At 61.6% G+C, this 25,327-nt stretch carries 26 protein-coding genes; 15 read left to right on the forward strand and 11 right to left on the reverse strand.

All coding sequences use genetic code 11. The features are described 5' to 3' along the window. Window positions 1-28: 28 nt before the first annotated feature. From FJW10_RS20870 to FJW10_RS20880, 3 genes are all read right to left on the reverse strand, one after another. The gene (locus FJW10_RS20870; protein WP_140901465.1) at window positions 29-1,207 is read right to left on the reverse strand and encodes a Gfo/Idh/MocA family oxidoreductase; all 1,179 of its coding nucleotides are present in this window, start codon (window positions 1,205-1,207) and stop codon (window positions 29-31) included. A gap of 15 nt (window positions 1,208-1,222) precedes the next feature. Then, window positions 1,223-2,224: a LacI family DNA-binding transcriptional regulator gene (locus FJW10_RS20875; protein ID WP_181177612.1), complete on the reverse strand. Its 1,002-nt coding sequence runs from the start codon at window positions 2,222-2,224 to the stop codon at window positions 1,223-1,225. Between the two features lie 131 nt (window positions 2,225-2,355). After that, entirely contained in the window at window positions 2,356-3,204 is an 849-nt protein-coding gene (locus FJW10_RS20880; protein ID WP_181177613.1) for a sugar phosphate isomerase/epimerase family protein, read from the reverse strand. A gap of 88 nt (window positions 3,205-3,292) precedes the next feature. On the opposite strand from FJW10_RS20880, the gene ugpC reads away from it, so the two are divergent. The 5 genes from ugpC to FJW10_RS20905 all read left to right on the forward strand — a co-directional run bounded on the left by ugpC (window position 3,293) and on the right by FJW10_RS20905 (window position 9,304). Then, window positions 3,293-4,423 carry a sn-glycerol-3-phosphate ABC transporter ATP-binding protein UgpC gene (ugpC, locus tag FJW10_RS20885; protein WP_140901468.1) on the forward strand — a complete coding sequence of 377 codons (1,131 nt, stop codon included), beginning with the start codon at window positions 3,293-3,295 and terminating at the stop codon, window positions 4,421-4,423. A gap of 32 nt (window positions 4,424-4,455) precedes the next feature. Further along, window positions 4,456-5,664: a CaiB/BaiF CoA-transferase family protein gene (locus tag FJW10_RS20890; RefSeq protein WP_140901469.1), complete on the forward strand. Its 1,209-nt coding sequence runs from the start codon at window positions 4,456-4,458 to the stop codon at window positions 5,662-5,664. A gap of 9 nt (window positions 5,665-5,673) precedes the next feature. Next, entirely contained in the window at window positions 5,674-6,642 is a 969-nt protein-coding gene (locus tag FJW10_RS20895; protein ID WP_140901470.1) for a dihydrodipicolinate synthase family protein, read from the forward strand. 108 nt (window positions 6,643-6,750) lie between these two features. Next, window positions 6,751-8,409 (forward strand): choline dehydrogenase, encoded by a 1,659-nt coding sequence (locus tag FJW10_RS20900; protein ID WP_140901489.1) that lies wholly within the window; start codon window positions 6,751-6,753, stop codon window positions 8,407-8,409. Window positions 8,410-8,578: 169 nt separating this feature from the next. Beyond that, window positions 8,579-9,304 (forward strand): TIM barrel protein, encoded by a 726-nt coding sequence (locus FJW10_RS20905; RefSeq protein WP_246674329.1) that lies wholly within the window; start codon window positions 8,579-8,581, stop codon window positions 9,302-9,304. 158 nt (window positions 9,305-9,462) lie between these two features. Here FJW10_RS20905 and FJW10_RS20910 read toward each other — a convergent pair whose 3' ends face one another. Beyond that, window positions 9,463-9,726: a conjugal transfer protein TraD gene (locus tag FJW10_RS20910; RefSeq protein ID WP_246674330.1), complete on the reverse strand. Its 264-nt coding sequence runs from the start codon at window positions 9,724-9,726 to the stop codon at window positions 9,463-9,465. Then, a complete protein-coding gene (locus FJW10_RS20915) occupies window positions 9,713-10,039 on the reverse strand; it encodes a conjugal transfer protein TraD (RefSeq protein WP_140901491.1) in 327 nt (108 codons plus the stop codon). Before FJW10_RS20915 ends, FJW10_RS20910 begins: the two co-directional genes overlap by 14 nt. 173 nt (window positions 10,040-10,212) lie before the next feature. On the opposite strand from FJW10_RS20915, the gene traA reads away from it, so the two are divergent. Then, on the forward strand, window positions 10,213-13,209 hold the full coding sequence (gene traA / locus FJW10_RS20920; protein WP_140901472.1) for a Ti-type conjugative transfer relaxase TraA: 2,997 nt from the start codon (window positions 10,213-10,215) through the stop codon (window positions 13,207-13,209). Between the two features lie 128 nt (window positions 13,210-13,337). After that, complete coding sequence (locus tag FJW10_RS20925) at window positions 13,338-13,550, forward strand: AlpA family phage regulatory protein (RefSeq protein WP_023825499.1); 213 nt, start codon at window positions 13,338-13,340, stop codon at window positions 13,548-13,550. Window positions 13,551-13,808: 258 nt separating this feature from the next. On the opposite strand, the gene FJW10_RS20930 is transcribed toward FJW10_RS20925, so the two are convergent. Continuing rightward, window positions 13,809-14,477 carry a hypothetical protein gene (locus FJW10_RS20930; protein ID WP_140901473.1) on the reverse strand — a complete coding sequence of 223 codons (669 nt, stop codon included), beginning with the start codon at window positions 14,475-14,477 and terminating at the stop codon, window positions 13,809-13,811. Between the two features lie 182 nt (window positions 14,478-14,659). Here FJW10_RS20930 and FJW10_RS30850 point away from each other — a divergent pair, with 182 nt between their 5' ends. Further along, window positions 14,660-14,866, forward strand: coding sequence for a helix-turn-helix transcriptional regulator (locus FJW10_RS30850; protein WP_023825501.1), 207 nt, complete (start codon window positions 14,660-14,662; stop codon window positions 14,864-14,866). A gap of 179 nt (window positions 14,867-15,045) precedes the next feature. On the opposite strand, the gene FJW10_RS20940 is transcribed toward FJW10_RS30850, so the two are convergent. Together FJW10_RS20940 and FJW10_RS20945 are read right to left on the reverse strand one after the other, a co-directional pair. Continuing rightward, window positions 15,046-16,320, reverse strand: a complete 1,275-nt coding sequence (locus FJW10_RS20940) for a tyrosine-type recombinase/integrase (RefSeq protein ID WP_140901474.1) — start codon at window positions 16,318-16,320, stop codon at window positions 15,046-15,048. 179 nt (window positions 16,321-16,499) lie between these two features. After that, on the reverse strand, window positions 16,500-16,730 hold the full coding sequence (locus FJW10_RS20945) for a KTSC domain-containing protein (protein WP_140642469.1): 231 nt from the start codon (window positions 16,728-16,730) through the stop codon (window positions 16,500-16,502). Window positions 16,731-16,825: 95 nt separating this feature from the next. Here FJW10_RS20945 and FJW10_RS20950 point away from each other — a divergent pair, with 95 nt between their 5' ends. The 3 genes from FJW10_RS20950 to FJW10_RS20960 all read left to right on the forward strand — a co-directional run bounded on the left by FJW10_RS20950 (window position 16,826) and on the right by FJW10_RS20960 (window position 19,169). After that, window positions 16,826-17,437: an alpha-ketoglutarate-dependent dioxygenase AlkB gene (locus tag FJW10_RS20950; protein ID WP_140901475.1), complete on the forward strand. Its 612-nt coding sequence runs from the start codon at window positions 16,826-16,828 to the stop codon at window positions 17,435-17,437. Window positions 17,438-17,525: 88 nt separating this feature from the next. Continuing rightward, window positions 17,526-17,915: a hypothetical protein gene (locus FJW10_RS20955; protein WP_246674331.1), complete on the forward strand. Its 390-nt coding sequence runs from the start codon at window positions 17,526-17,528 to the stop codon at window positions 17,913-17,915. A 63-nt stretch (window positions 17,916-17,978) separates the two neighbouring features. Next, window positions 17,979-19,169, forward strand: coding sequence for an NADH-quinone oxidoreductase subunit D (locus tag FJW10_RS20960; protein WP_140901476.1), 1,191 nt, complete (start codon window positions 17,979-17,981; stop codon window positions 19,167-19,169). A 187-nt stretch (window positions 19,170-19,356) separates the two neighbouring features. Here FJW10_RS20960 and FJW10_RS20965 read toward each other — a convergent pair whose 3' ends face one another. Beyond that, a complete protein-coding gene (locus tag FJW10_RS20965) occupies window positions 19,357-19,791 on the reverse strand; it encodes a hypothetical protein (RefSeq protein WP_140642478.1) in 435 nt (144 codons plus the stop codon). Window positions 19,792-20,079: 288 nt separating this feature from the next. Here FJW10_RS20965 and FJW10_RS20970 point away from each other — a divergent pair, with 288 nt between their 5' ends. After that, window positions 20,080-20,259: a hypothetical protein gene (locus tag FJW10_RS20970; protein WP_140827174.1), complete on the forward strand. Its 180-nt coding sequence runs from the start codon at window positions 20,080-20,082 to the stop codon at window positions 20,257-20,259. A 43-nt stretch (window positions 20,260-20,302) separates the two neighbouring features. Here FJW10_RS20970 and FJW10_RS30990 read toward each other — a convergent pair whose 3' ends face one another. Both FJW10_RS30990 and FJW10_RS20975 read right to left on the reverse strand, forming a co-directional pair. Then, a complete protein-coding gene (locus FJW10_RS30990; protein WP_281405135.1) occupies window positions 20,303-20,425 on the reverse strand; it encodes a hypothetical protein in 123 nt (40 codons plus the stop codon). Between the two features lie 7 nt (window positions 20,426-20,432). Beyond that, window positions 20,433-21,617, reverse strand: coding sequence for a Gfo/Idh/MocA family oxidoreductase (locus FJW10_RS20975; protein ID WP_140901477.1), 1,185 nt, complete (start codon window positions 21,615-21,617; stop codon window positions 20,433-20,435). A gap of 313 nt (window positions 21,618-21,930) precedes the next feature. Here FJW10_RS20975 and FJW10_RS20980 point away from each other — a divergent pair, with 313 nt between their 5' ends. The 3 genes from FJW10_RS20980 to FJW10_RS20990 all read left to right on the forward strand — a co-directional run bounded on the left by FJW10_RS20980 (window position 21,931) and on the right by FJW10_RS20990 (window position 25,308). After that, entirely contained in the window at window positions 21,931-22,830 is a 900-nt protein-coding gene (locus tag FJW10_RS20980) for a MurR/RpiR family transcriptional regulator (RefSeq protein WP_140901478.1), read from the forward strand. A 172-nt stretch (window positions 22,831-23,002) separates the two neighbouring features. Further along, window positions 23,003-23,785 carry an SDR family oxidoreductase gene (locus tag FJW10_RS20985; RefSeq protein WP_140901479.1) on the forward strand — a complete coding sequence of 261 codons (783 nt, stop codon included), beginning with the start codon at window positions 23,003-23,005 and terminating at the stop codon, window positions 23,783-23,785. Then, entirely contained in the window at window positions 23,782-25,308 is a 1,527-nt protein-coding gene (locus tag FJW10_RS20990; protein WP_246674332.1) for a mannitol dehydrogenase family protein, read from the forward strand. Before FJW10_RS20985 ends, FJW10_RS20990 begins: the two co-directional genes overlap by 4 nt. Window positions 25,309-25,327 lie beyond the last annotated feature (19 nt).

The following is a 25,327-nucleotide window of genomic DNA, read 5'->3' on the forward strand; positions in this document are numbered from 1 at the left end:
GGCATCTGTAATCGATTACATAGCATTGTCAATGAGAATCTTGATTGTCTAATGGAAGCCAGCTTCCGTTGGTGGAACTCGAGCGGATGGCGACGTCGCACAGCGCCACCCCACGCACACCTTCCTCCAACCCTGGTGCCGGAAATAGAGGGATTGAGCCAGGTGCCTCGATGGCATCCGCAAAGTCGCTGTAAAGGATGGCGAGTGCCTCATGGTAGCCTTCAGGATTGCCGGCGGGGAGTGTGGTTTGCGTCGCCCCGGCTGCAGTCATGATCCGCTGACCCCTGTGAAGTGTACGGTCTGCTTGGCCGAGTTCGCCGATACGAAGCGTTTCCGGAGCTTCCTGTCGCCACTCGACCGACCCTGTGGACCCTACGACCTTGATACGAAGACCGTTGCGATGTCCGGGCGCAGCTTGAGTCGCCCATAGGAGCCCGGAAAAACCAGCGTCGAAACGCAGCTGCACGATGTCGTTATCGTCGAGCGCACGACCTTCGACGATCGTCGTCATATTGGCCGACAACTGGTTGACCTTCGCGCCGCAGACAAATTCCGCGAGGTTGAAGGCGTGGGTGCCAACATCGCCGAGCGTGCCTGTCGGTCCAGCTTTTTGTGGATCCGTTCGCCAGCCGCCGGCCTTTGCGCCGAGATTCTCCGGCTTGTCGGCGAGCCACTCCTGCAGATACTCGACGTACACGAACTTAACGCGCCCAATCCCGCCCTCCGCGACGAGCTGGCGAGCCTCACGCACCATCGGGTAGCCGCAATAGGTGTATGTCATGCCGAAAAAGACGCCGGTCTGCGCGGCGAGCCGCTGCAATTCGCGTGCTTCCTCCAAAGAATTTACTAACGGCTTATCGCAGATCACGCCGATGCCGTTTTCCATCAGGGTCTTGCAGGTATCAAAATGCAGATGGTTAGGCGTGACGACGCACGCCGCCCGGATGCCATCGCTGCGCGCCGCTTCGGCTCGGGCGAGATCCGCGACTGTCTCATAGTTGCGATCGGCAGCCACGCCGAGCGCGGTGCCTGCTTCGAGCGACCTAGACCGCTCAGACGAGAACACCCCGGCGACAAGCTCCCAGCGGCCGCTGAGGCGAAGCGCCGCACGGTGATAGGGTGCAAAAAACGATCCCCGGCCGCCGCCGACCATTCCGATCGGCAAGCGCGGTCCCAGGTCCAAATCCGAGGCAAGTTTGTAGACCATCTGTAGTGCTCCTAATTAAGTCTGTTTCGGGCGAGAGGTGGACCCGCGCATGATGAGTTCCGGTGCCGGCACCTCTCCCAGCTGCCCGCCCTTGCCACGCAGAACGTCGATGAAAAATCGGCCAGCCATTTCACCCACCAGTTCGTCAGGAACCTTCATGGTCGTGATGCCAGGCTGCAGCAGGCGCGCCAAATCGATATCGTCAAATCCGGTGATCGAGACATCGCCAGGGATGTCGATACCCATCTCGCGCGCCTTGAGCATGCATCCAATAGCGAGATAGTCGTTGCCGCAGATGATGGCCGTGGGCGGATCATCAGTGCGCATTATCTTCTCGAACGCCTTCATGCCGTCCTCGAATTTCCATTCGCCCTCGATGAAATGGCGTGGACGGATGGCAATGCCCTGCTCAGCAAGCGTCGTTCGAACACCTTCCTGACGGGCGCGCGCTCGATCGTTGAAAGAGGTATCCTGGGCTATAAGACCGAAGGTGCGGTGGCCCAGTGACAGCAGGTGCTCGGTCATAGTCACAAAGGCCTGGTAGTTGTTGTAGCCGATGACATTGCGGCCTGGAGCGCTGCCCGGCGCCACATACAACAGCACGAACGGGATGCCTTTCTCCTCGAGCAGCTGCATCAGTTCATCAGGATGATCGGCGCCGACAAGGACGAGAGCCTCCACCCCCTTGTCGACCATCGCGCGGGCCTGCTGTGTCGCGACCTCTCGGTTGTAGTAGGTGACGCCCACCAGCAGCTCATATTTCTCGACCGCCATGGTTGTCTGGAGGGACTGGACGATCCGGGCGAAGTTCTGGTGATCCAGGGTGGGCATAATTGCGCCCACCGTGTGTGTGCGGCTCGTTCTGAGCGATTTGGCTGTCGCGTTCGGCACCCACTTGAGCTTCTGAATCGCGCTGAGAACCCGCTCCTTTATCTCGTCAGTCACGATCTCAGGCGTATTCATGACGCGTGACACCGTGGCCGTGCTTACCCGAGCCGCCTTGGCGACGTCTGCCAAGCGAGGCTGCTGTTGCCCCCCGTTGTGCCTTGGCGCCCTCTTGCGGACCATTTTGCCTTCAACGCTCCCGCTCACATCGACCTCATCACGTTTCGAACGATCACCACTCAAAGGCGACAGCGCTCGAAAGGTCAAATTTTTCGCAACATCTCCGCCTCCTCAAGACACACCCGCGCCGGTCCGAGGCATCGCGAGGCGATAGCTGACGGCTCCATAGTCCAAAGGTCATCCTTGGAAAATATCTCGATCTCCATCCAGCCGGAGTAGCCCGTATTCATCACCGCAGCCGTGATCCCTGGGATGTCCGCGACTCCGTCGCCCATCACCCCTCGGTCGGCGACGGGGTCGACGGCGTCCAGTTTCCAATCACAGAGATGGTGGCCGAATATGCGTGAGCCGGCACGGCCAATGGCTTGATAGACACCGGGGTCCCACCAAAGGTGGAAAATGTCGGTGACGACCCCGACGTGTTCGCCATGAACGTCACACACGTCCAGAGCCAGGTCGAGTGTGTTCACGACGCCGCGCAGCGCCGACAGAGCTGGATGGAACGGCTCGATTGCAAGACGGACGCCATGATCACGCGCGAATGGCGCGACACGGGCTATTCCCTCCTTCACCTGGTCCCTCGCCACCCGAATATCCTTCATATCGGGCTGCAGGCCGCCTGGAACGATGACCAGGGTGTCCGCCTGCAACTCCGCAGTCGCCTCGATCTGGCGCAGCGTTTGGTCGATGGCGGCGTTGCGCTGTTCCGTCGTGGAGCCCGTAAAGAAGCCGCCGCGGTTCACACCGCTGATCGCGAGCCCGTGGTCTCGGATGAGCTCTCCCGCCGCAGCAGGCGAGAGGCCGTCTAGCCGCTCGGTCCATACACCGACGCCTCCTGCGCCTGTCTCAACAACGGTCTCCAAAAACGTCCTGAAGGACGCCGTCGGTCCGAATGTCGCGTGGTTGAAAGAAACACGTTCGAGAAATGACAATTTACAGCCTCTAGACAAGCGTTCTGTAATCGATTACAAGCCCGGCCTTAGGTAGTCAAGCGCAATTGGATTGCGGAGGAGGAAACCGATGCAGGGCGTGGAACTCGTCGGAATAAACAAATCGTACGGCGCCGTTCAGGTCGTGAAGGATGTCGACCTGTCGCTAGGGCACGACGAATTCGTGGTGTTGGTCGGGCCGTCTGGTTGCGGCAAAACGACTACCCTTCGCATGGTCGCGGGCCTCGAGACCATCACGTCCGGCAAGCTGTCTATTAGGGGGCAGCATGCCAACCACCTCAGTCCCGCCCAGCGGGACGTCGCCATGGTGTTCCAGAACTACGCCCTGTATCCGAACATGAACGTGTACGACAACATGGCCTTCGGACTGCGAAACCGCGGCATGCCGAAAGCGCAGGTGGACAGCGAGATCAGACGCGCCGCCGATGTACTGGCCCTGGGAAAATTGCTGGACCGCAAACCCCGCCAGTTATCAGGTGGACAGCAACAGCGCGTTGCGCTCGGCCGCTGCCTTGTCCGGGATCCGAAACTCTTTTTGTTCGACGAACCGCTTTCAAATTTGGACGCGAAGCTGCGTTTGGAAATGAGGCAGGAGCTGAAAAGGCTCAAAAGCCGTATCACCGCGACGTCTATCTACGTCACCCACGACCAGATCGAGGCCATGACGCTCGGCGATCGCGTCGTTGTGATGGCCAACGGCGAGGTCCAGCAGGCCGGAACACCCGAAGACATTTACCACCGCCCGAGGAACATTTTTGTCGCTACCTTTATCGGTTCGCCACCTATGAACATCATCGAGGTAGGAATCACCTCGATCGGCGACCGCTCGTTCTTCACGGCCGGTGACCTTAAGATGCCTGTGCCGGATCGTTTGAAAGCGGCAGTCCTGTCACTACGTGGCAACGCGCTTCTCGGCCTGCGTCCTGAACATATCGTTATCGATGGCGCCGGCTCGAGCAGTTTTGCATCCGGCAACGTCGATATCACCGAGCTTCTTGGCTCGGAACAACTCGTTCAGGTACGTCTCGGCGAGAAGCAGGTGACAGTGACCCGTGTCGACCCATTCCGGCGCCTGTCACCGGCTCAAGCCGTCAACCTGTCGATCGCTACTGAAGAGATCCACGTGTTTGACCCCGCGACCCAACAGAACATCGCCGACCATCAGGATCGACGCGCCGCGACCCCTGTCATCGCGGCCTAGAACTACCGTTTACCGCACAAGGAAATGCACAAATGCTTCTGCAAGGAATGAAAATCGTCAGTTTCTGCCACTTTCTGCAGGGGCCGGCTGCGACCCAGTACCTGGCGGACATGGGGGCCGACGTCATCAAGATCGAACCTGCTAAGGGCCCATTCGAGAGGAGCTGGTCCGGCGCCAAGGTGTTCGTGGGCGGCGTGAGCGGGTTCTTCCTGGCGGCCAACCGCAACAAGCGAAGCTTTTCCGTTGACCTGAAGTCGGCCGAGGGCAAGGAGCTGGTTCTCAAGCTCATCGACCAGGCGGACGCTGTGGTAGAGAACTTCCGCACCGGCGTCATGGAGAAGCTCGGCCTATCCTACGAGGACCTGAAGAAGCGCAAGCCGGATATCATCTTCGCAAGTGGCACCGGTTGGGGCCTGAACGGACCCATGGTCGGCCGCACAGCACAAGATCTGATCATCCAGGCCCGTTCAGGTTTCATTTCCGCCACTGGCCCCCACGATCGTCCGACAGCGGCAGGGTGCGCTATCGTCGATCAGCACGGTGGCGCTTTGCTCGCCATGGGCGTTCTGGCCGCCTACATCAAGAAGCTGAAGACGGGTAAGGGCACCCACGTTCAAGGCAGTCTCTTGAATTCCGGCCTGGACCTCCAGACCGAGCCACTCACGAACTATATGTCCAGCAGGCCAGGAACAGAGGCATTCGACCGCCAGGAAAATCTGATCACCTGGTTCCACGAAGCTCCGACCGGCGTTTATCGTATCGCCGACGCCCAGGTCGTGATCCCGACCAATGACATCGCTAATGTCGCCGAGGCGCTGGGCAGCGATGCCCTTCGGGCGCTGCAACACCTCGATCGCTACGACGACCGTGACGTGCTGGCGGCGGCGGTTGCCGAAGCCGTCCGCAGCTGGACATATGAAGATCTGTCAAAAGCCTTCGATGCGCGCGGCGTATGGTACGGGATCGTCCAGGACTATGAGGCTGTTGCAGCCGATCCGCAGATCGCCGCGAACAACGTTTTCCGCGAGGTTGAGGTCAACGGGAAAACGGCAACGCTCGTCAACCACCCCCTCCGCTACGACGGCCAGGTCCCGGAACTTCATACGCTCTCGACCGAAGTCGGCTCACACACCTCCGAAATTCTGCATGAAATGGGATTGTCGGACGCCGAAGTACAAAGCCTTTTCGCCAAAAAAATCGTCTCGGGCCCGGCCGATGTTGTCGGCGCCCTCGCTGAGTAGGAGGAAACCATGAAGCTCGATGGTGGCGTGCTGATCGCCAATATAACGCCTTTCAAGGATAACCTTGAGGTCGACTGGGACGAAATGGCCAAGCGCACGCGTGACCTGGCGTCGGTGCCTGGGATACAGGGTTTTGTCGTCAACGCATTCGCCGCGGAGTCCCCTGCACTGACCATTGAGGAACGTCAGCGTGCCGTCGCCGTGCACAAGGAGAACCTCCTTCCGGGCCAGGCACTTGTCGCGGCCATATTCGATTGGGCACCTCCGGCAACGATACGTCGCGGCGAGGAGGCACGGGAAGCGGGCGCCGACGCAGTCATGGTCTGCTCACCCTACCTCTCGGCTTACAATGCCAACCATAGCCCCGAATACGCTTTCCACTTCCACAAGGAGGTCGCGGAAGGCCTGGGCATGCCCATTCTGCTGTTCCAGCTGGCCTCCGGCGACCAGCTTTCCTATCCCCATGAAGCATTGATCAAGATGGCGTCTGAAATCGACCAAGTGGTCGGAGTGAAGATGGCGCAGGCCGCGGACTGCGTGCGTTATGATCGCGACTACTACGCCTTGAAATCCCTCAACAAGAAGATCATCTGCCTGCCTTCGGTAGGATCCACCTTCTTCCACAACCTCTCGACAGGCGCCGACGGAATCCTGTCCGGGCTGGCCGCACTCGCTCCTTACGAATGCGTAGAAATGCTGCGTCTTGTCGAAAAGGGTGATCTGCTGAATGCCCAGGCCCTTCATCGTCGTCTCTCGCCGCTCAACCATGCGATCTACGGCTTCCCCTATGCGGACCTGCACACCCGTTACAAGGAAGTGGCCTACATGGTGGGTGCGATTTCACGCCCGGTGGTGCGTTCGCCGCAACTGCGCATGCAGGCGGCTGAATTGGATCGCCTCTGGCGTGCGGCTCAGATCGCCGACCTACGTCCGATCCCCGGTGCGGATACACCGCGGCCTCGGCTGGTGGCAGCCTGAAGTGACCAAACTTTCCCGGCCTGATCCGACGGAGCGGGCCTTCACCTCTTTCATCGTGCAATGGCGCTGAGCCATTGCCACTTCTCGCCGGAACGATTGGTGCGCAAGATGCATAAAGACTATGACTACATCATCATCGGTGCAGGCTCTGCAGGCTGCGTGCTCGCAAGCGAGCTAAGCCAGGATCCGAATGTCCGGGTTCTGATCCTGGAGGCCGGTCGCCGCGACTTGTCGCCGATGATCCACATGCCTGCCGGCATCCAGAGCCTGATCGAAGGAACCAAGTACAACTGGGCGTTCCGGACGGTACCGCAGAAGCACCTGAACAATCGCGAAATGTTCATCCCACAAGGCAAAGCGATTGGGGGTACGAGTTCAATCAACGGGATGATTTACATACGCGGCAGCCACCAGGATTATGACCGTTGGGCCGAGGATGGCTGCACAGGTTGGAGCTACCAAGACGTTCTGCCGGTCTACAAACGCCTTGAGGCCAATACCCGGTTGCACGACGAATATCACGGCAACGACGGCCCGCTGAACGTCACCGACTTCACCTACCTTAATCCCCTGACCGCGACCTTTATCGAAGCCTGTACGGAGGTCGGCATACCGCGCAGCAAGGATTTCAACGGTGCCACCCAGCACGGTGTCGGCCACTTCCAATACACTGTGAAAGATGGACGGCGCATGAGCTCTGCTCGCGCGTTCCTACATCCGGCGAGCAAGTCCCGCCCAAACCTCGACGTCTACGCGAACACCCTCGTTTCGCGGATCATCATTGAGAAAGGGCGCGCCGTCGGAATCGAACTGGTCGGGAACGACAATCGCACCACGCGGGTGAGCGCTACACGCGACGTCATTGTCAGCTCGGGAGCCTTCAATTCTCCTAAGCTCCTCCTTCTTTCCGGCATCGGTCCCGCAGATGAACTCAAGCAAGCCGGCGTGACCGTCGTGCACGACCTGCCTGGTGTGGGCAAAGGCCTGCAGGACCATCTCGACGCGGCGGCCATTTGGCACGCAACCACCAACCTCACCTACGATAACGCGGCGCGATTCCCCTACAAATATATTCACGGCGCCCGCTACCTGCTCTTCAGATCAGGCCCGGTCACCTCATCAGGGTGCGAGGCTGTCGCTTATACCAAGAGCGAAGCCGGGCTCGAGGAGCCCGACATCTCCGTCCATTTCCTGCCGGCGTGGGTCATCGACCATGGGTTCACCAAGCTGCCGGGCAACGGCATTACGCTGCACAATAATAACATGCGGCCAGTCAGCCGGGGCGAAGTCAGACTTGCCTCGTCGAACCCGCTGGATTCTCCATTGATCGACCCAAACTTCATGGCAGATCCTGTTGACGCCAAAAAGATGATCGCTTGCGTTAGGATTGGCAGGCAAATTATGGAGTCCAAGGCATTCAGGCCTTATGTGTCGCGCCCCTATGCCCCTTTGGCTCACGTCAAGACCGACGCGCAAATCCTCGACTTCGTCCGGCAGACCGCCGAAACCGACTACCACCCGGTTGGCAGTTGCAGGATGGGTGTTGACGAGCTCGCGACGGTCGACCCGAGGCTCAGAGTTCGCGGCCTCGAGGGATTACGTGTTGTCGACTCTTCCATCATGCCGAGGCTGATTGGCGGCAACACCAATGCTGCTTCGATCATGATCGGTGCCAAGGGCAGCGACCTCATTCGTGAAGACAACGGGGGAATTGGGACGTCGTCCAGAGGAACCCGCGCTTCCAGTTGGTCTACGCAAGACGCCTGATGATGGCGGATGCGGCAACCACTAGGAACGGCATCCCAATCAGCGACTATGACTCTGATCAACAAGACAGCGTTCGGATTTAAACACCCGGGACGCTTCGTCCAATGATGGATCGACCATGCTCCGCTTCTCCGCAAACCTAGGATTCTTGTGGCCTGACCGCCCGCTCTTGGATCGCATCGACGCAGCGGCGGCAGCGGGGTTCAAAGCCATCGAACTGCATTGGCCGTACGCGACGCCAGCGGCATTGGTAAAGCAGCGTTGTATCGATCACGGACTAATTCTTCTCGGGATCAACACGCCGCTGGGCGATACCGACAAGGGCGATTTCGGACTGGGCGCTCTCGATGGACGCCAGAGCGAATTTTGCATCGGATTCGAGATGTGTGCGGACTATGCGCGCCAAGCCGGCGCGACGTCGATCCACGCGATGGCCGGCGTCGTGGCCCCGGACCAACGGGTACGAGGAAAGGAAGTCTTCATCGAGAACCTTGCCTTCGCCACCAATGCTGCCCCAGACCTGACGATCTTGCTGGAGCCGATCAACCAGCGCGACAAACCGAACTATTTCTATTCCTCGATAGAGGAGGCCGCCGAAATCATCGACCGGGTCGGAGCTCCAAACTTCAGGATCATGTTCGACGTGTACCATGTCGCGGTAAGCCAGGGGGACGTGCTAACCCGGCTAGCCAGGCATTTGCAGCAGATTGGCCACGTCCAGATTGCGGCGGTGCCGAGCCGTGCCGAGCCTGATGAGGGCGAGATTAGCTATCTTGCCGTGTTTGCGGCGCTGGAAAGGCTCGGCTATCGAAACTGGGTTGGATGCGAATACAAGCCGAGGGCCGCAACCGATCATGGCTTAACATGGGTGAAGGCGCTTGGCGTTGAACTATGAGACGAGCAGGCCATGCGTGTAAAAGACATGGCCGCTATGCGCCTCACATCTATCGTGAAATGCGCTGGCTGCCCCTATATCGCCGCTATCCAGAACGCAGCCTCACCAACTGATCCCGGTGTTTGCGGCTTTGCACCGCTCGCGTTCGCCGAACACCGCTAAGTTCGCTGATTCTTATCAGCTTCACCCCGCTCCGCATCGAATGCCTGCCTTCCCTTCGCGGCCCAAAGGTCTCGCGCATGCTCGCCTTCATGACTTTGCAGCTTGGCGGCGATCCAGAGCATCGCTCCGTAGATGGTGGCGCGATCGTCATTGGTCAGGTGGACGATGCCTGCCTTAGCGAGGAGACTGCCGAGCTCAATCAGATGTCGGGTGCGCTTGCGGCGCTCGACCTGCCACGTGCGAATATCATTGCGAGCCATCGCCGCCCGTCGGCGATTGTGGGCTGCCCGATTGCGCTGTAGTGCCGCGACGGTTGCGCTGAGATGCCGTATCAGTTCGCCGGAGCCGGCTCTCGAAAAACATCACCCCACGCTTAGCCCATGCCTCACGCTTTGCGGCGTCTTTCGTTTCAGCGATTGCGACCAGCGCGCCGGCCAGTTCGTCGGTGCTGAGTTGATCGGCGCCGGTGGCGATCACTAGATCGCCAAGCTGCTGCACCTTTCGGGTTTTCAGCTCTTTGGCTTTGTCCTCCAATGCCTTCAATTCCGCGTCAAAGTCCCGGGGTTTACGCATGTGCTGTCTCCGTCGATTGTCGATGCGGCGATAATAGGGGAGCGTCCGTCGGAAGGCTTCAGGGTTGCCGAGACAGGCCGGGACGGGCTGGTCCATCCCGAGAATTTTTCGAGGGAGGGCGCGCTTATACGTCGTGCCGACGTGCGCTTTGGCGTGCAAATGATCTGGTCGCGATGGCGATCTATCATCTTCACGTCAAGGTCATTGGCCGCAAGGCAGGCTCCAGTGCTGTGGCGTCGGCCGCCTACCGCTCGGCTTCGCGGTTGCGCGATGAGCGGATCGAACGCACGCATGACTTCTCCGCCAAGCGCGGCGTTGTCCATTCCGAGGTGATGCTGCCGGACAATGCGCCGGGTGCGTGGAGCGACCGTGAACGGCTGTGGAACGATATCGAGGCATTCGAGGTGCGCAAGGATGCGCAGCTGGCCCGTGAGGTGGAGTTTGCCCTGCCACGCGAACTGAGCCAGGCGCAAGGCATCGAACTGGCGCGCGAGTTCGTGCAGGCCGAGTTCGTCAACCAGGGCATGGTCGCCGATCTCAATGTGCATTGGGACAGGGCAGAGGATGGCAGTCCAAAACCGCATGCCCATGTCATGCTCACAATGCGGTCGGTGGACGAAAATGGTTTCGGCGCGAAAGTTCGGGACTGGAATGCTACCCAGATGGTTGAGCGCTGGCGTGAGCGATGGGCGGAGCTTGTCAACGAGCACCTGGCCGAACTCGACATAGACGCCCGCATCGATCATCGCAGTCTTGAAGCCCAGGGCATTGCCCTGGAGCCGCAAACCCAGATCGGTGCTCCGGCTCAACGCATTGCGGGCAACGGCCTTGACGGCGCCGGCATTGAAGCCGATCGCGCCGAACTGCACCGCGAGATCGCGCGCAACAATGGCGCTCGCATCATTGCCGATCCATCCGTGGCGCTGGATGCCATCACGCATCAGCAATCGACCTTTACCCGAAAAGATATCGCGAAGTTTGCGCATCGGCACAGCGACGGCATCGAGCAGTTCAACCAGGTGATGGGCGCGATCGGCAAATCGCCTGATCTGATCGAACTCGGCAAGGACGGACGCGGTGACGATCGCTTCACCACCCGTCAGATGATCGATGCCGAACAGCGCCTGCATCGCGCGGCAGAACGCATGGCCGCACAGGAGCACTATGCAGTGAGTGACGCACATCGCGATGGCGCTCTCGCGGATGCCAAGCAGCTCGGTCTTGTCCTTTCTGGCGAGCAGGCCGATGCACTGGATCACATCACCGATGGCCACGGTCTTGGCGTCGTGGTTGGTTTCGCCGGCACGGGCAAGAGCGCCATGCTGGGTGTTGCGCGCCAGGCATGGGCGGCAGCCGGGTATGAGGTTAAAGGCGCGGCACTCTCCGGCATTACGGCCGAGAATCTCGAGAGCGGGTCAGGAATTGCTTCGCGCACCGTCGCCAGCTTGGAACATGGTTGGGGACAGGGCGGTGATCTGCTCACCGCGCGTGATGTGCTGGTGATTGACGAGGCTGGCATGGTCGGCACGCGCCAGTTGGAGCGCGTGCTCTCCCATGCGGCGGAAGTTGGCGCAAAAATCGTGCTGGTCGGTGATCCGCAGCAGCTGCAAGCGATCGAAGCCGGCGCCGCGTTCCGTTCCATCCACGAGCGTCATGGCGGCGTCGAAATCGGCCAGGTGCGGCGCCAGCGAGAAGACTGGCAGCGTGACGCAACGCGCAATCTGGCAACCGGCAGGATCGGCGCTGCGATCGACGCCTATGAGGCCAAAGGCATGGTGCATCAGGCCGCGACGCGCGACCAGGCGCGCGGCGATCTGGTCGAGCGCTGGGATCGCGACAGGCGGGCAGACCCCGAAGCGAGCCGGATCATTCTCACCCACACAAACGACGAGGTGCGTGCGCTCAACAAGGCAGCGCGCGAGCGCATGCACGCTGCCGGCGATCTCGGCGACGATGTTCAGGTCCGTGTCGACCGCGGCGCAAGAAGCTTCGCAACCGGCGACCGCATCATGTTCCTGCGCAACGAACGCGGGCTCGGCGTCAAGAACGGCACGCTCGGCATCGTAGAGGAAGTCACCGCACAAAGCATGACGGCACGCACCGACGACGGCAGGTCCGTGCGCTTCGATCTGAAAGACTATGCCCACATCGACCACGGCTATGCCGCGACCATTCACAAGGCTCAGGGCATGACCGTCGACCGCACCCATGTGCTCGCGACGCCGGGCATGGATTCGCACGGCAGCTATGTCGCCCTGTCGCGGCATCGAGATCGCACGGACCTGCATTACAGCGGCGATGACTTTGCCACTCGGGACCGGCTGGTCCGTGCGCTGTCACGTGACCGCGCCAAGGACATGGCGTCGGACTACGAGCAGATCGATCCGGCGCAGAGCTATGCCGAGCGGCGCGGCATCACCTTTCGCGAGCGTGTCGCAGAGATCGTGCGCAAGGTCGTGCCTGAAAGGCTACGCAACATGTTCGACGGCCGGCGCCCTTCGGCAGATGGCGCGCCCGACTTCGACGCCATGCGCAGGCCGGAAGGAGAGGAAGTGCGCCTCGAACCCGCCGCGCCCGCCAGAGAGATCGCCGAGGACGGGCAAGCGGCGTTGCGGAAAGCCCGAACCGATGCGCTCGTGCGTCATGCCCGCGCCATGGACGCGATATTCAGCGACAAGGGCGCAGGAAACAAGGCCAGCCCGATGCGGTTGCGCGAACTGGCTGACGCCCGAAAAGCCTTCGACGAGGTGCGGCCCCATGGCTGGCGCGATGCCGAGGCGGCTTATGTCAAAAGCCCGGAACTTGTCGCCGAGGCCGCCGGCGGACGGATCAACCGCGCCATCCGCGCCCTCCAGCTCGAAACCGAAATCCGCACCGGACTGGACAACGATCCGGGCCGCCGCGCAGACCATTTCGTGGAGCGTTGGCACAAACTCGACCGGACCAGCCAGCACCAGTATCGGGCGGGTGACATGTCCGGCTACAAGGCCACGCGATCGGCGATGGGTGACATGGCCAGAAGCCTCGAGCGCGATCCGCAGCTTGAATCCATCCTCGCCAACCGCAAGCACGACCTTGGCATCAGCGTCGATTCTGGTCGGCGCCTTGGTGCGGAACTCGCATTCACCCACGGCATCGACCTCGGGCGGGGCCGGGGCATTGGACTCTAGACAGTCCTATCTGCCGCCGTCTCTATGCCGGGGTACGATGACGCGGAAAACCCTCTTGCGCGGCCGCAAGTGTCTGTCCTCTCTTGATCAGGAGCAGTCAAAAACAACCAGCAGGAGGCAGTGCGTCCATGCGCGAACCAGACCGTATCATCCGCCTGAAAACCGTCGTCTCCCGGACAGGTCTGTCCCGGTCCACCATCTATCGCAAGATCGCCGACGGCACCTTCCCACGCCAGATCCAGATCAGTATCCACGGTGCAGGCTGGCATGAATCCGACATCAGTCGCTGGATCACCAATCCCGTTTCGTGGCGTCCGCAAGACGAGGGCGACAAGTTGTGATGACGGTGATGCACACTGCGCGGAAAGCTGGCCTTCATCGAGACGCGGCGGTCACGGCGGCAGGGTTACTGCCATGTCCGTCAGGGGCGCCGCCGAGGCGAGCGAAAGCGGCACACCAGAAACGATGGTCGGCCTCGCGCCCATCAAGATGGCTTGCTCAAGCAGGGCAACTTTGGAGCGAAGCGGCCGTGACGGGCTGCCTCCGATCCGGCTTCCTTCGAAGCAGGCTGCATCCTCACCGCCTATAAGGTCCGTCGGCTAACGATTGCCCGATCGATCGCGATCATCGCCGGATCGATATTTATGGTGGCGGCCGAGGTCATCCAGCACCGAGCGGATATGAGGCCAGGGGAAATCGGCGGGACGTTCCCAATGCTCACCGTCATGCAAGATAACGAGCAGCTTGGCTAAAATGCCCTCCATGGAGGTAGCCACTGTGTGCGGTAGATTATCCAGAAGTTCGCGTTCGGCTATTTCGGATTGCCGTATCAGTTCGTCTGCTCTCGAATAGCCGATCTCAGCATCGGCGGCATCCCAACGCGCCTGGTGTGCCGCGAAGTCGGCAACCGCCCTGCCCCATTCGACTTCAATTTCGGGAGAGTAGACATCGTTTATGCCTTCCATGGAATGGAGCGTTAATTCCGTACCATCGGCAAGCCGTACCTTGGCGCAGGGAAAGCCGACCGTCCTGGCGAGGTGTGTCTCCAACCTTTGCTGTTCGCGGCACAGCGCCAGTGTCTCGTTGTGGATCTTTTGCCAGTTCCCACACAGACGAAGAGCAGGATCAGCCGCGCTGCAGCCGTCCGTCAGTTCGGCGGCCCGCGACTTTACCTGGAAGGGCCATGCCACGGCGGCCATGGCCGTACCCGCCAGCAAGCGCCGCCGGGTGACGAAAAACAAACTCATGCTATTGTCGGAATCACCCATGATCCGAGCTCCATGAAAGCTGGGGTTGTGGTTAGGTTGGACAGGTGTGACCGCACCTGTCCAACCGCTCAAGATGCTCGTCGGCATCAACGGTAGTATCAGTGTTACTATCTATGGCCAGCAAATGCAACAAATTAGTAACAGGGTTACTACAGATGGCAATAACTTCGGCCCAGTGTCGGATGGCGCGGGCAGCTCTTCATCTAGGCATTCGGGAGCTTGCTGCCCTCGCCAAGGTCTCTCCCAACACTATCGCGCGATTGGAGCGCGGCGAGGTTTTGTTCGACAACACACTGCAGGCGGTACAAGGTGCCCTTGAGAACGCTGGCATCGAATTCATTCCAGAGAATGGTGGCGGGCCCGGCGTGCGCTTAGCCAGGCGAAATTAGAGGTGGCGTCACGCAGCGCCCATCGAACTGAGCGGAAACATCTCAGCGCCACCGCTGATAATTCCCGTTCGCCCGATGCGATCAGCGATCGATATTGCTGAACAGCTTAGCGTTCCGTTTTGCTCGCGAGCTTATCGCCTTCGGCCAGCGTTGCCGAGGCTCATGTCTTAGAGCTTTGGTCAGTTCCCGCCCCGCAAAAACGCAGCCCAATCGCTCATCATGGCGCGGCGCTTCTCAACCATGGTTTCGCGCCGGTATGCGGCCTCAACGTCGCTGTTGATGGCGTGGGCGAGCGCAAATTCCCGCATGTCTCGGGGATAGTTGGACAACTCCCCTGCCCAATCAGAAAACGTTGACCGCATCCCATGGGGCACGGCTGGACGCTTCGAGTTCTTGTCGAGCCAGCCCGTGCGGCCCGCCTCGATCTCGCTTTCGTGCATCCGCCTCATGGTAGCGCTCAACGTCATGTCGGATAGCATGCCGCCCCGGATCGCCGGAAACACATATTCTGTGTCGGCGGCCGCGGCCTCTCTCATCGCAGTTAGGATTGTCATTGCCGCATCGGATAGCGCCACAACGTGCGGCCGCCTCATTTTCATTCGCGATGCCGGCACCGTCCACAATTTGGCGTGCCAATCGATTTCAGGCCATTCCATGCCGCGCACTTCGCCTGATCGTGCAGCGGCCAATGTCGCGAATTCCAATGCCCGTGCACCCGTGCCTTCGCGTTTGCGCAATGCTGCGAACCACGTGGGCGTGTCTTTCAACTGAACGGCGGGCTGATTATCGACTGTCGCAACCTTGCTTGGCTTGGACAACATGGCATTGAGATTGCCCTTCCACTGTGCCGGATTGTCGCCCTCGCGGTGTCCGTGTGCCTTTGCCCAATCAAGCACGCGTTCGCAACGTTGCCGCAAACGCGTGGCCGTCTCCGTCTTGGTCGTCCAGATCGGCTTAAGGATTTCGACCATGTGATGTTTGGTGACTTCGGAAACGGCAAGATTGCCGATGACGGGCATTGCATACGTGTCCAGCGTGGATTGCCATTGCTTCCGATGCTTTTCGTTCCTGAATTCCGCCAGCGTGTCGGCAAGGAATTTGTCAACGGCATCGCGGAATGTGAGATGGCGCTTTGCGGCCTCGATCGCAGCTTTGCGACGCTCGCGCTTCTCTTGAAGCGGATTGATGCCGTTGCGGATTTTGTCTTTGGTTGCCCTCGCCCGCTCGCGGGCTTCGCCCAATGATACGTCATGCCCGCCAAGACCCATTTCGCAACGTCGGCCATTGACGTTTGTTGTGCGCAATAACCATGACCGGCCGCTGCCCGGCGTGATTTGGAGCATGAGCCCGGCAACACCGCCAACAGCAAACACAGCGTTGCCCGGTGTGGTCGAACCGGGGTGTTTCAAGTTCTTGACGGCTAGTGCTGAAAGTTCCTTAGCGATCTTCGGCATTTCTCTATCCCATCATCTTACCCGCCAAAAACAATGGCATTGGATGATGCGGATTGCAACGGCGCGAGACAGCTATTTTAGATTAAAGCATTGATATTACCTTATGATTTTCATTGATTGAGACGACATGAGACAGCAATATGGCTGTCGCTCTCTCCGCCATTTAACTTGATTGATTTCTATATTTTTTCGGAGCAGGCCGAGCCTTCATGCTCGACCAGGTGATATCTGAAACGATCGCGCACGAATTCGTTGAAGAACTGCCCTTTTGAGAAAGCCGCTTTGAAAGCCGTGTAGACCTCGGGTCCTACGTCCTCATAGTCATAGCGCTTGCCAGTCGGGACGAACCATACCGAAAGGACCCGCTTCGACGGATCGTAGTGGATATTCCGGATCGCGGTGGAAGGCACGTGCAGGCTCCTGCTTCCAACTCTTAATTCGTCGTGCGCCGCGCGGTTCCGCCGCGCCGGCTTGCACAGGGGCTCCGATCGCCTATCTGAGCCGCATGACTTCATTGAAAAGCCGAGCCGGCGACGACGATTTCCAGGGCGATCTCTTCGGTGCGCCCGCAAGCCTGCCGCCCGCGCCCGAAGGCTTCTCCTACCAGCCGGGCCTGATTACCCGCGACGAAGAACACGAGCTGGTCCGTCATATCCAGGGCCTGCCTTTCAAACCGTTCGATTTTCATGGCCATCTTGCCAACAGGCAGGTCGTCGGCTTCGGCCTGCGCTATGACTATGAGCGCCGCCAGGTGCTCGAAGCGCCGCCGATTCCGGACTTCCTGCTGCCGCTTCGCGCCAAGGTTGCCGCCTTCGCGGCGGTCCCGGCCACCGAATTCGCGCAAGTGCTGATCAATGAGTATCGCCCGGGCGCAGGCATAGGCTGGCACCGGGACAAGCCTCATTTCGAACTTGTCGCCGGCGTTTCGCTGCTCGCGCCCTGCAGCTTCCGGCTGCGCCGCAGGAACGGCGCGGCATGGGACCGTGAAACGATCGAGGTCGAGCCGCGATCGCTCTATCTCATGGCCGGACCGGCGCGAAACGAGTGGGAACACTCCATCCCACCGGTCGAATACCACCGCTATTCGGTGACCTTCCGTACAATGCGCGCCCTTTGAGTTGCCGTACGGCGAATGCGCGGGAACCATCGTCCGGCCCCGGGGGTTGTGTCGTCAGGTTTCCAGATGGAAAGGAAAGACGATGCGCATGTTGACGATAGTCCTGACGCTGTCGGCAATGGCATTGGCGCAGCCCACTTCTGCTCAACGCGCCGATCCGCAGCCGCCGCAAGCCCTGCCGCCGGCCCAGCAGCCCGCCCCCGACCAGGCCCAGCCTGGCGAGGACAATGCCGGCCAGAACGTCACCAATATTGTCGTGGTCGCATTCGAGGATTTGCCTTCGGAAGTGAAGGCGCAGGCCGAGGCCATCGTCACCAGGACGACCGCCAAGGAACTGGCCAAGCTGCAGAGTTCGGTCGACGCCTCGCCCGAGGCGACGTCGGTTCTGCATGCGAACGGATTGAATTCCTCGCAGGTCGTCGCAGCCAACATCGACGGCGACGGCACGCTGACCCTGATCATCCAGACGACGGCATGACCCGGCTGGACGGCGGCTGACGGGCCGCGGTCCGCCTTCGATACTCACTCTTGCGAGGTCGTCATGACCGAAGCAGCGGTCCGTAACTTCACGCTCAACTTCGGGCCGCAGCACCCGTCGGCGCATGGCGTGCTCAGGCTGGTGTTGGAACTGGACGGAGAAATCGTCGACCGTGCCGATCCGCATATCGGCCTGCTCCACCGCGGCACAGAAAAGCTGATCGAATACAAGAACTATCTGCAGGCTCTGCCTTATTTCGATCGGCTCGACTATGTCGCGCCGATGAACCAGGAGCACGCCTTCTGCCTTGCCGCCGAAAAGCTGCTCGAACTGTCCGTCCCCCGGCGCGGCCAACTGATCCGCGTGCTGTTTTGCGAGATCGGGCGGCTCTTGTCGCATCTTCTCAACGTCACCACGCAGGCCATGGATATCGGCGCGCTGACGCCGCCGCTATGGGGTTTCGCCGAGCGCGAGAAGCTGATGGTGTTCTATGAACGCGCCTCCGGCGCCCGTATGCATGCGAACTATTTCCGCGTCGGCGGCGTCCACCAGGATCTGCCGGGTCAGCTCTTGGATGACATCTGGGATTTCTGCGATCCGTTCCTGGAGGCCTGTGACAATCTTGAGGGCCTGCTCACCGACAACCGCATCTTCAAGCAGCGCAATGTCGATGTCGGCGCGATCTCGCTCGACGACGCCTGGGGCCTGGGCTTCTCCGGCGTCATGGTGCGCGGCTCGGGCGCCGCCTGGGACCTGCGCAAGGCGCAGCCCTATGAATGCTATTCCGAAATGGATTTCGACATCCCCATCGGTAAGCACGGCGACTGCTATGATCGCTACCTGGTGCGCATGGAAGAGATGCGCCAGTCGGTGCGGATCATGCGGCAATGCCTGGAAAAGCTGCGCTCGTCGGATGGCCAAGGTCCTGTCGCCGTGCCGGACCAGAAGATCACGCCGCCGCCGCGCGCCACCATGAAGCGCTCGATGGAAGCGACCATCCATCATTTCAAACTTTATACCGAAGGCCACCGCGTGCCGCCCGGAGAGGTCTATGCCGCGGTCGAGGCGCCAAAAGGCGAGTTCGGCGTCTATCTGGTTTCGGACGGCAGCAACGTTCCCTATCGCTGTAAGATACGCGCACCGTCCTTCGCCCATCTCCAGGCCATGGATTTCCTGTCGCGCGGGCACATGGTGGCCGATGTCGCGGCGATCATCGGCTCGCTCGACATCGTGTTCGGCGAGATCGATCGCTGAACAAAAGGGAGCGCGGAGAGCCCGCCACGTCTCCGTCATTCCCATCGAAGTCTTGAACGGTCGCGATCGCGGGCATCGCGGCCAGCGCTAGAGCAATTCCAGAGAAAGCGCCCGCGTTTTTCCGTCTGGAATTGCGTCGGACAAAACGGTGGAGCGGAAAGCCGTTTCCATGAAACGGTGAACCGCTCTAACGCATGAACACCGCTCTCAGCCAAGCAAGAATGCCCGCACCTGGCGAGATCGCCGCCCGCACGCGCGATGCCGCCCAGCGGGCCGGCATGTTGGCGCCGACATGGCAATGGCAGACGACCTCATGCAACTGCCAGTCGCTCATCTCGAAAAAGCGCTTGGCTTCGCCGTAAGTGTCGTCGCGCAAGCCTTGCGCGCGAAAGATCGGGTCCTCGAAAGCGATGGTGATCGCCGATCCGTCTGTGCGCATTCTTTCACGCACGTCGGGTGCGGCGTATTCGGTGCCTGCCAGCGCCGTGAGGCGGCGGCTCGGACTATCCTCCAGAAGTTGCGCCCAGCGTTCAAGGCGCTGGCCGCGATTGGCGATGAGAGCCGGTGCTTCGGCATGAACGTCGGCAACGGCATTGATCTGGTCAAGGGTTTGGTGCTTCACGGCCGTCTCCTGTGTCGGCAGATGGCCCCCGTCCACAACGGGATTTAAGGCGCCGACCGACGCCGGCAAGAGCCGAAACAGGCACGTAGAATCATTTGATCGTCATCTGCCGCCATCGCGCGGCCCGATCGTGTTGGAACCATCCGCGGGCGCGACCGTTCTGTCAGCCTGTGCCGCCGATCGCCCCCGACGAAGCGTCCGAGTGCGGCGGTCACCTTCATCATTCAGGTCGGGCAGGACATCCCGCTTGTTGGGATCGCAGCAGAGCACCGGCGGAAGGAAAACGCGATGGCCATTCTCCCCAATCCGGACCCGGCTCCCACGCCAGTGCCCACGCCGCCCATCCCCGAACCGAAGCCGGTGCGCGAGCCGGATCCGGATCGGCTGCCTGACGAGGAGCCGATCCCCAATCCCGACGAGAACGACACGCCGCCGAAGCATTCCACGCCGAGGCGGCGCCGGCTTTGAATGGCTCATGGGCGGCGCTGGAAGCGCCGCCCATGGCAATCACTCATTCCCCACGCATGGTCGCCTGGAAGGTCGGCAGGTGCTTCTTCTGCGCCTCGATCATGCGTTCGCGGTAGACGCCGTAGATGACGTCGGTGTCGTGCAGCGTCACGGGCTCGGCGATCAAGGGCTAATCACCCGAACCGCGCCGGCGTCCACGCGCCTCCAGCCGCGTTCGACGCCACCGCGGCGGCGACAAACTTTACGCCGCGCGCGCCGTCGACCACGTCTGGGATCTGCGCCACGCGCGCCGGATCGACCGTGCCACCCGAGCGGTGCGCGCGAATAATGTCGGCGGCGTCACGGTAGAAATTGGCGAAGGCCTCGATATAGCCTTCCGGATGGGCGGCCGGCATGCGCGAGACGCGCCGCGCTTCCGCCGTCGAGCCATGGCCGCCACGCACCAGCATGCGTGTTTCCTCGCCATAGGGCGAGAAGCGCAACTCCTCCGGCCGCGATCCAGACCATTCGAGCCCGGCCTTCTCACCATAGATGCGCACCGAGAGGTCGTTGTAGTGGCCGGGCGAAGTCTGGCTGGCGAGGATCGTGCCGCGCGCCCCGCCCGCCCAGCGCAGCAGCACATGCGCATTGTCGTCGAGCCGCCGGCCCGGCACGGCGGTGAAGAGGTCGGCGCTAACCGCCTCGGCCTCGAAACCGGAAATGAAGCTCGCCAGGTTGAAGGCATGCACGCCGATATCGGCGAGCACCGCCGACTGGCCGGCGCGCGCCGGATCGGTGCGCCATTCCGCCTGCTTCTGGCCCTCGGCGTCGATCGGCTTGGTCAGCCAGTCCTGAATATAGGCGCTGTGCGCCGACACGACCCGGCCGAGTTCGCCCGCCGCCACCATCTCGCGCGCCTGGCGCACCATGGCGTAGCCGGTGTTGTTGAGCGTGACGACGAAGCGGCGCTTCTTCGCTTTGGTCAGCGCAACCAGCGCTTGCGCCTCTTCAAGCGTCGTCGACAGCGGCTTGTCGCAGATGACGTCGATGCCGGCTTCGAGGAAGGCGGTGGCGACCGGCGCATGCAGATGGTTGGGCGTGACGATGACCACCGCCTCGATGCCGTCCGGCCGTGCCGCTTCGGCCTTCGCCATGGCGCGGTAGTCGGTGTAGCTGCGTTCGGGCGCGATGCCGATCTCAGCGGCGGAGGCGATCGCATTCTCCGGATCCGAGGACAGCGCGCCTGCAACCAGCGCGATCTGGTCGTCCAGCCGCATGGCCAGCCGATGCACGGCGCCGATGAAGGCGTTGCGGCCACCTCCGACCATGCCGACCCGGAGACGTTGACGCGACGTACCGTCGGCGGTTGCATAGACCATGATTGCGTTTATTCTCCCAAGTTCGATGTGCCGGTCGTCGCCGATGTTTATCGGACCGACCGCAGTTGTTTTCGAATGATATTTCTATTTTTTGGTTTGTAAAACGATTGTACCGCGTTAGCTTTTGATCCAGGTCCAGCTAGAGCATGATCCCGAAAAGTGGGAACCGGTTTTCGGAAAAGATCATGCTTCAACAGCGAGCTGGATCAGGACGACGGTTCAACGAAACGTCGTCCTGATCCAGCGGACCGCATCCGGAGGGCAGGGATCGGATGACGCATCCGACGGTTGGGGTCACGATGAGGCATATCCTATGAGCGGCCGCGGCAAAGCGGCCGACGAGCGGTCCGCCCATAGTCTGGAGACGGCGGCGAGAAAGCGGAGCCGGTCGCTGGCGGCACTTGGCTACACCAAGCCGCAAACCTATGAAGAGCTGCGGGCGGTGCTCTCGTCAGGCACCGTGCATTTCCCGAAACGGCTTCGCCAGGTCGCGATCTTCCTCTGGCAGCATCCGAGCGACGTGGCTCTGGGCACGATCGCGCAAGTGGCGGACCAGGCCGGCGTGCAGCCCTCGACCCTGGTGCGCTTCGCGCAGATCTTCGGCTATTCCGGCTTTTCCGATTTCCAGGTCCTGTTCAAGGACCGCATGAAAGGCTCCTGGTCGGATACACAAGGCAACCAGGAAAAAGCCCCGGAGCCCAATGCGAACCTGCATTTCCTGGACGGCATGGTCGGTGCCTGCCAGGCCTCGCTCGGCCGCATCGGCAATGGGGTCGACATCGAGAGTTTCGAGACGATGATCGACCATCTGGCGGCGGCGGAGCTGATCTATGTCATCGGCAGCAAGCGCGCCTTCCCGGTCACCACCTATCTGTCGCTGACGCTCTCGCAGCAGGGCGTGCGCAACGTGCTGGTCGACAATGTCGGCTCGACCGCGCTCGACCAGGTCGGCTGCATCACGCCGCGCGACGCGGTGCTGGCCGTCTCCTTCAGTCCCTACAATTCGATCACGCCCGACCTCGTCGCCGTCGCGCATGAGCGCAAGGCGCGCATCGTCGCCATCACCGACAGCACCTTTTCGCCGCTGGTAAAACTCTCCGACACCTGGCTGGAAGTGGTCGAGCAGGATTTCGGCGGCTTCCGTTCGCTCGCCGCCTCGCTCGCGGTCGGCATGGCCTTGGTCCACGGCGTCGTCGCGCAGCGGACAGGTTGACCAGAGCAATTCCAGGAAAAGCGTGAGCGGTTTTCCGTCCGTAATTGCGAAAGACAAGGAGATAGAGCGGTTCACCGATTCCATGAAAACGGCGAACCGCTCTAGCACGATTGACTAAAGAGAACCATCGTTCCATATTTGAAAAAATGGAAACTTTGTTCCGGGAGGAGGAATGGAGGTTCGTCTCGACGGCAAGGTGGTGCTGGTCACCGGCGCGACGCAAGGCATCGGCCGCGCGATCGCCGAGATCGCCGCGCGTTCCGGCGCCGCCGGACTGCTGATCACCGGTCGTGACCAGGAACGTGGCGACGCTGCCGCGACAGAGCTCTCGGCCATGGGCACCGCTACCGCCTTCGCTTCCGCCGACCTCGGTGATCCGCAAACCCCGGCGCGGCTGGCGCAGGCCTGCATCGAACGCTTCGGCTGCATCGACGGCCTGGTCAATGCCGCCGGGCTGACCGATCGCGCCTCTTTCGTCGACGCCACGCTCGACGATTGGTCATCGCTGTTTGCCGTCAACGCCCGCGCGCCCTTCTTCCTGATGCAGGCGGCGGTCGCCGACATGAAGAAACGCGGACAGGGCGGCTCGATCGTCAACATCCTGTCGATCAACGCGCATTGCGGCTCGCCGGAGCTTGCCGTCTATTCCGCCACCAAGGGCGCGCTGGCGACGCTGACCAAGAACGCCGCCAACGCCCACCGCTTCGACCGCATCCGCGTCAACGGCATCAATGTCGGCTGGACCGACACGCCGGCGGAACGGACCATGCAGGCCGAGACGCTCGGCCAGGGTCCGGGCTGGCTCGACGCCGCGAACGCGACGCAGCCCTTCGGCCGGCTGTTCTCCGTGACCGACATAGCCAACCTTGCCGTCTTCCTGCTTTCCGACGCGGCCGGCCCGATGACCGGCGCGCTGATCGACCAGGAGCAATGGGTGATCGGAGCCAACCGGTGAGCGCCGAGAAGCTCGGCCCTGCCCTGCTCGGCCGAGTGCCGTCGGAGGTGCGCAAACCGGCTTACGACCGCGCCGCGCTGAAGCCCGGGATCGCCCATATCGGCGTCGGCGCCTTCCACCGTTGCCATCAGGCCGAATACACCGACGATCTGCTGGCGAAGGATTTCGACCGCTGGGGACTGGTCGGCATCAATATCCGCTCTCCCCTGCTGGCCGCCACGCTAGGGCGCCAGGACGGCCTCTACACGCGGCTGATCCGTCAGAACGACGAGGTCGAAGCGCGCATCATCGGCAGCATCGTTCGCGTCGTCGACAGCCAGGAAAGTGCGGCGCCGGCGCTGGACGTGCTCGCCTCGCCCGGCATCGAGATGGTCACCATGACGGTGACCGAAAAAGGCTATTGCCACATCCCGTCGAGCGGCACGCTTGACCTCGACCATCCCGACATCGCGCACGATCTCGCCAATCCCGAGACACCCCGCAGCGTGCCAGGCATTCTGGCAAGGGCGCTGGAACTGCGCATGGCCACGCATGGCCGGCCGGTGACGCTGCTGTCCTGCGACAACATCCCCACCAACGGCTTTATCCTCGGCAATGTCGTGCGCACCTTCGCCGAGCGCCGCGGCGGGAAGCTGGCGGACTGGATCGAAGCCAATGTCGCTTTCCCCTCGGCCATGGTCGATCGCATCGCGCCGGCGACGACCGAGGCCGATATCGACACGGTCGAGCGGCGCTTCGGGTACCGCGACGGCGCCGTGGCGGTGGGCGAGCGCTTCCGCCAATGGGTGATCGAGAACCGCTTCGCCGGTCGCGTGCCGCGCTGGGACCGCGTCGGCGCGACCTTCGTCGACGATGTCACACCGTTCGAGCATCTCAAGATGCGCGTCCTGAACGGCGCCCAGACGACGCTCAGCTATCTCGGCGTTTTGGGCGGCTTCGAGCACACGTTCGAGACCATCGCCGACCCGCTTCTGGCAGGCTTCGTCCGCCGCATGCTGACCGAGGAGACTCTGCCGACGCTGATGCCCGTGCCCGGCATGGCGCCGACAGCCTATGTCGAGCAGAGCCTTTCGCGCCTCGCCAACACGGCGATCCGCCATCGCAACCACCAGATCGCCACCGACGGCTCGCAGAAGATCGTGCAGCGCCTGCTCAACCCGATCCGCGACCGCCTGGCGAAGGGCGAGAGCATTGCGCTGCTGTCGGTCGCGGTCGCCGGCTGGATGGCCTATCTGATAAAGGCGTCCGCGCGTTTCGGCCGCGCCTGGCAGGTGTCCGACCCCTTTGCCGAGAAAATTGCGGCGATCGCCGACCGCATCGGTGCGGACAGCAACGCGCTTGTCGGTTCGATCCTCGCCATCGACGCCATCTTCGACCCGTCCTTGTCCGCCAACGCGATCTTCCGGGCGCATGTGGTCGCCGGGCTCGACGGCTTGCTTTCAGGCGATCCGATGGGCTTTGTCGGACAAGTCTGCGCTGGGCCAACCGATGCGCGGTTGAAGCAGCCGGCGCGATCTGCATAGTTAGCAACTGGGAGGGAAC

The sequence above is a fragment of the Mesorhizobium sp. B4-1-1 genome (assembly GCF_006439375.1).
Classification (GTDB): domain Bacteria; phylum Pseudomonadota; class Alphaproteobacteria; order Rhizobiales; family Rhizobiaceae; genus Mesorhizobium.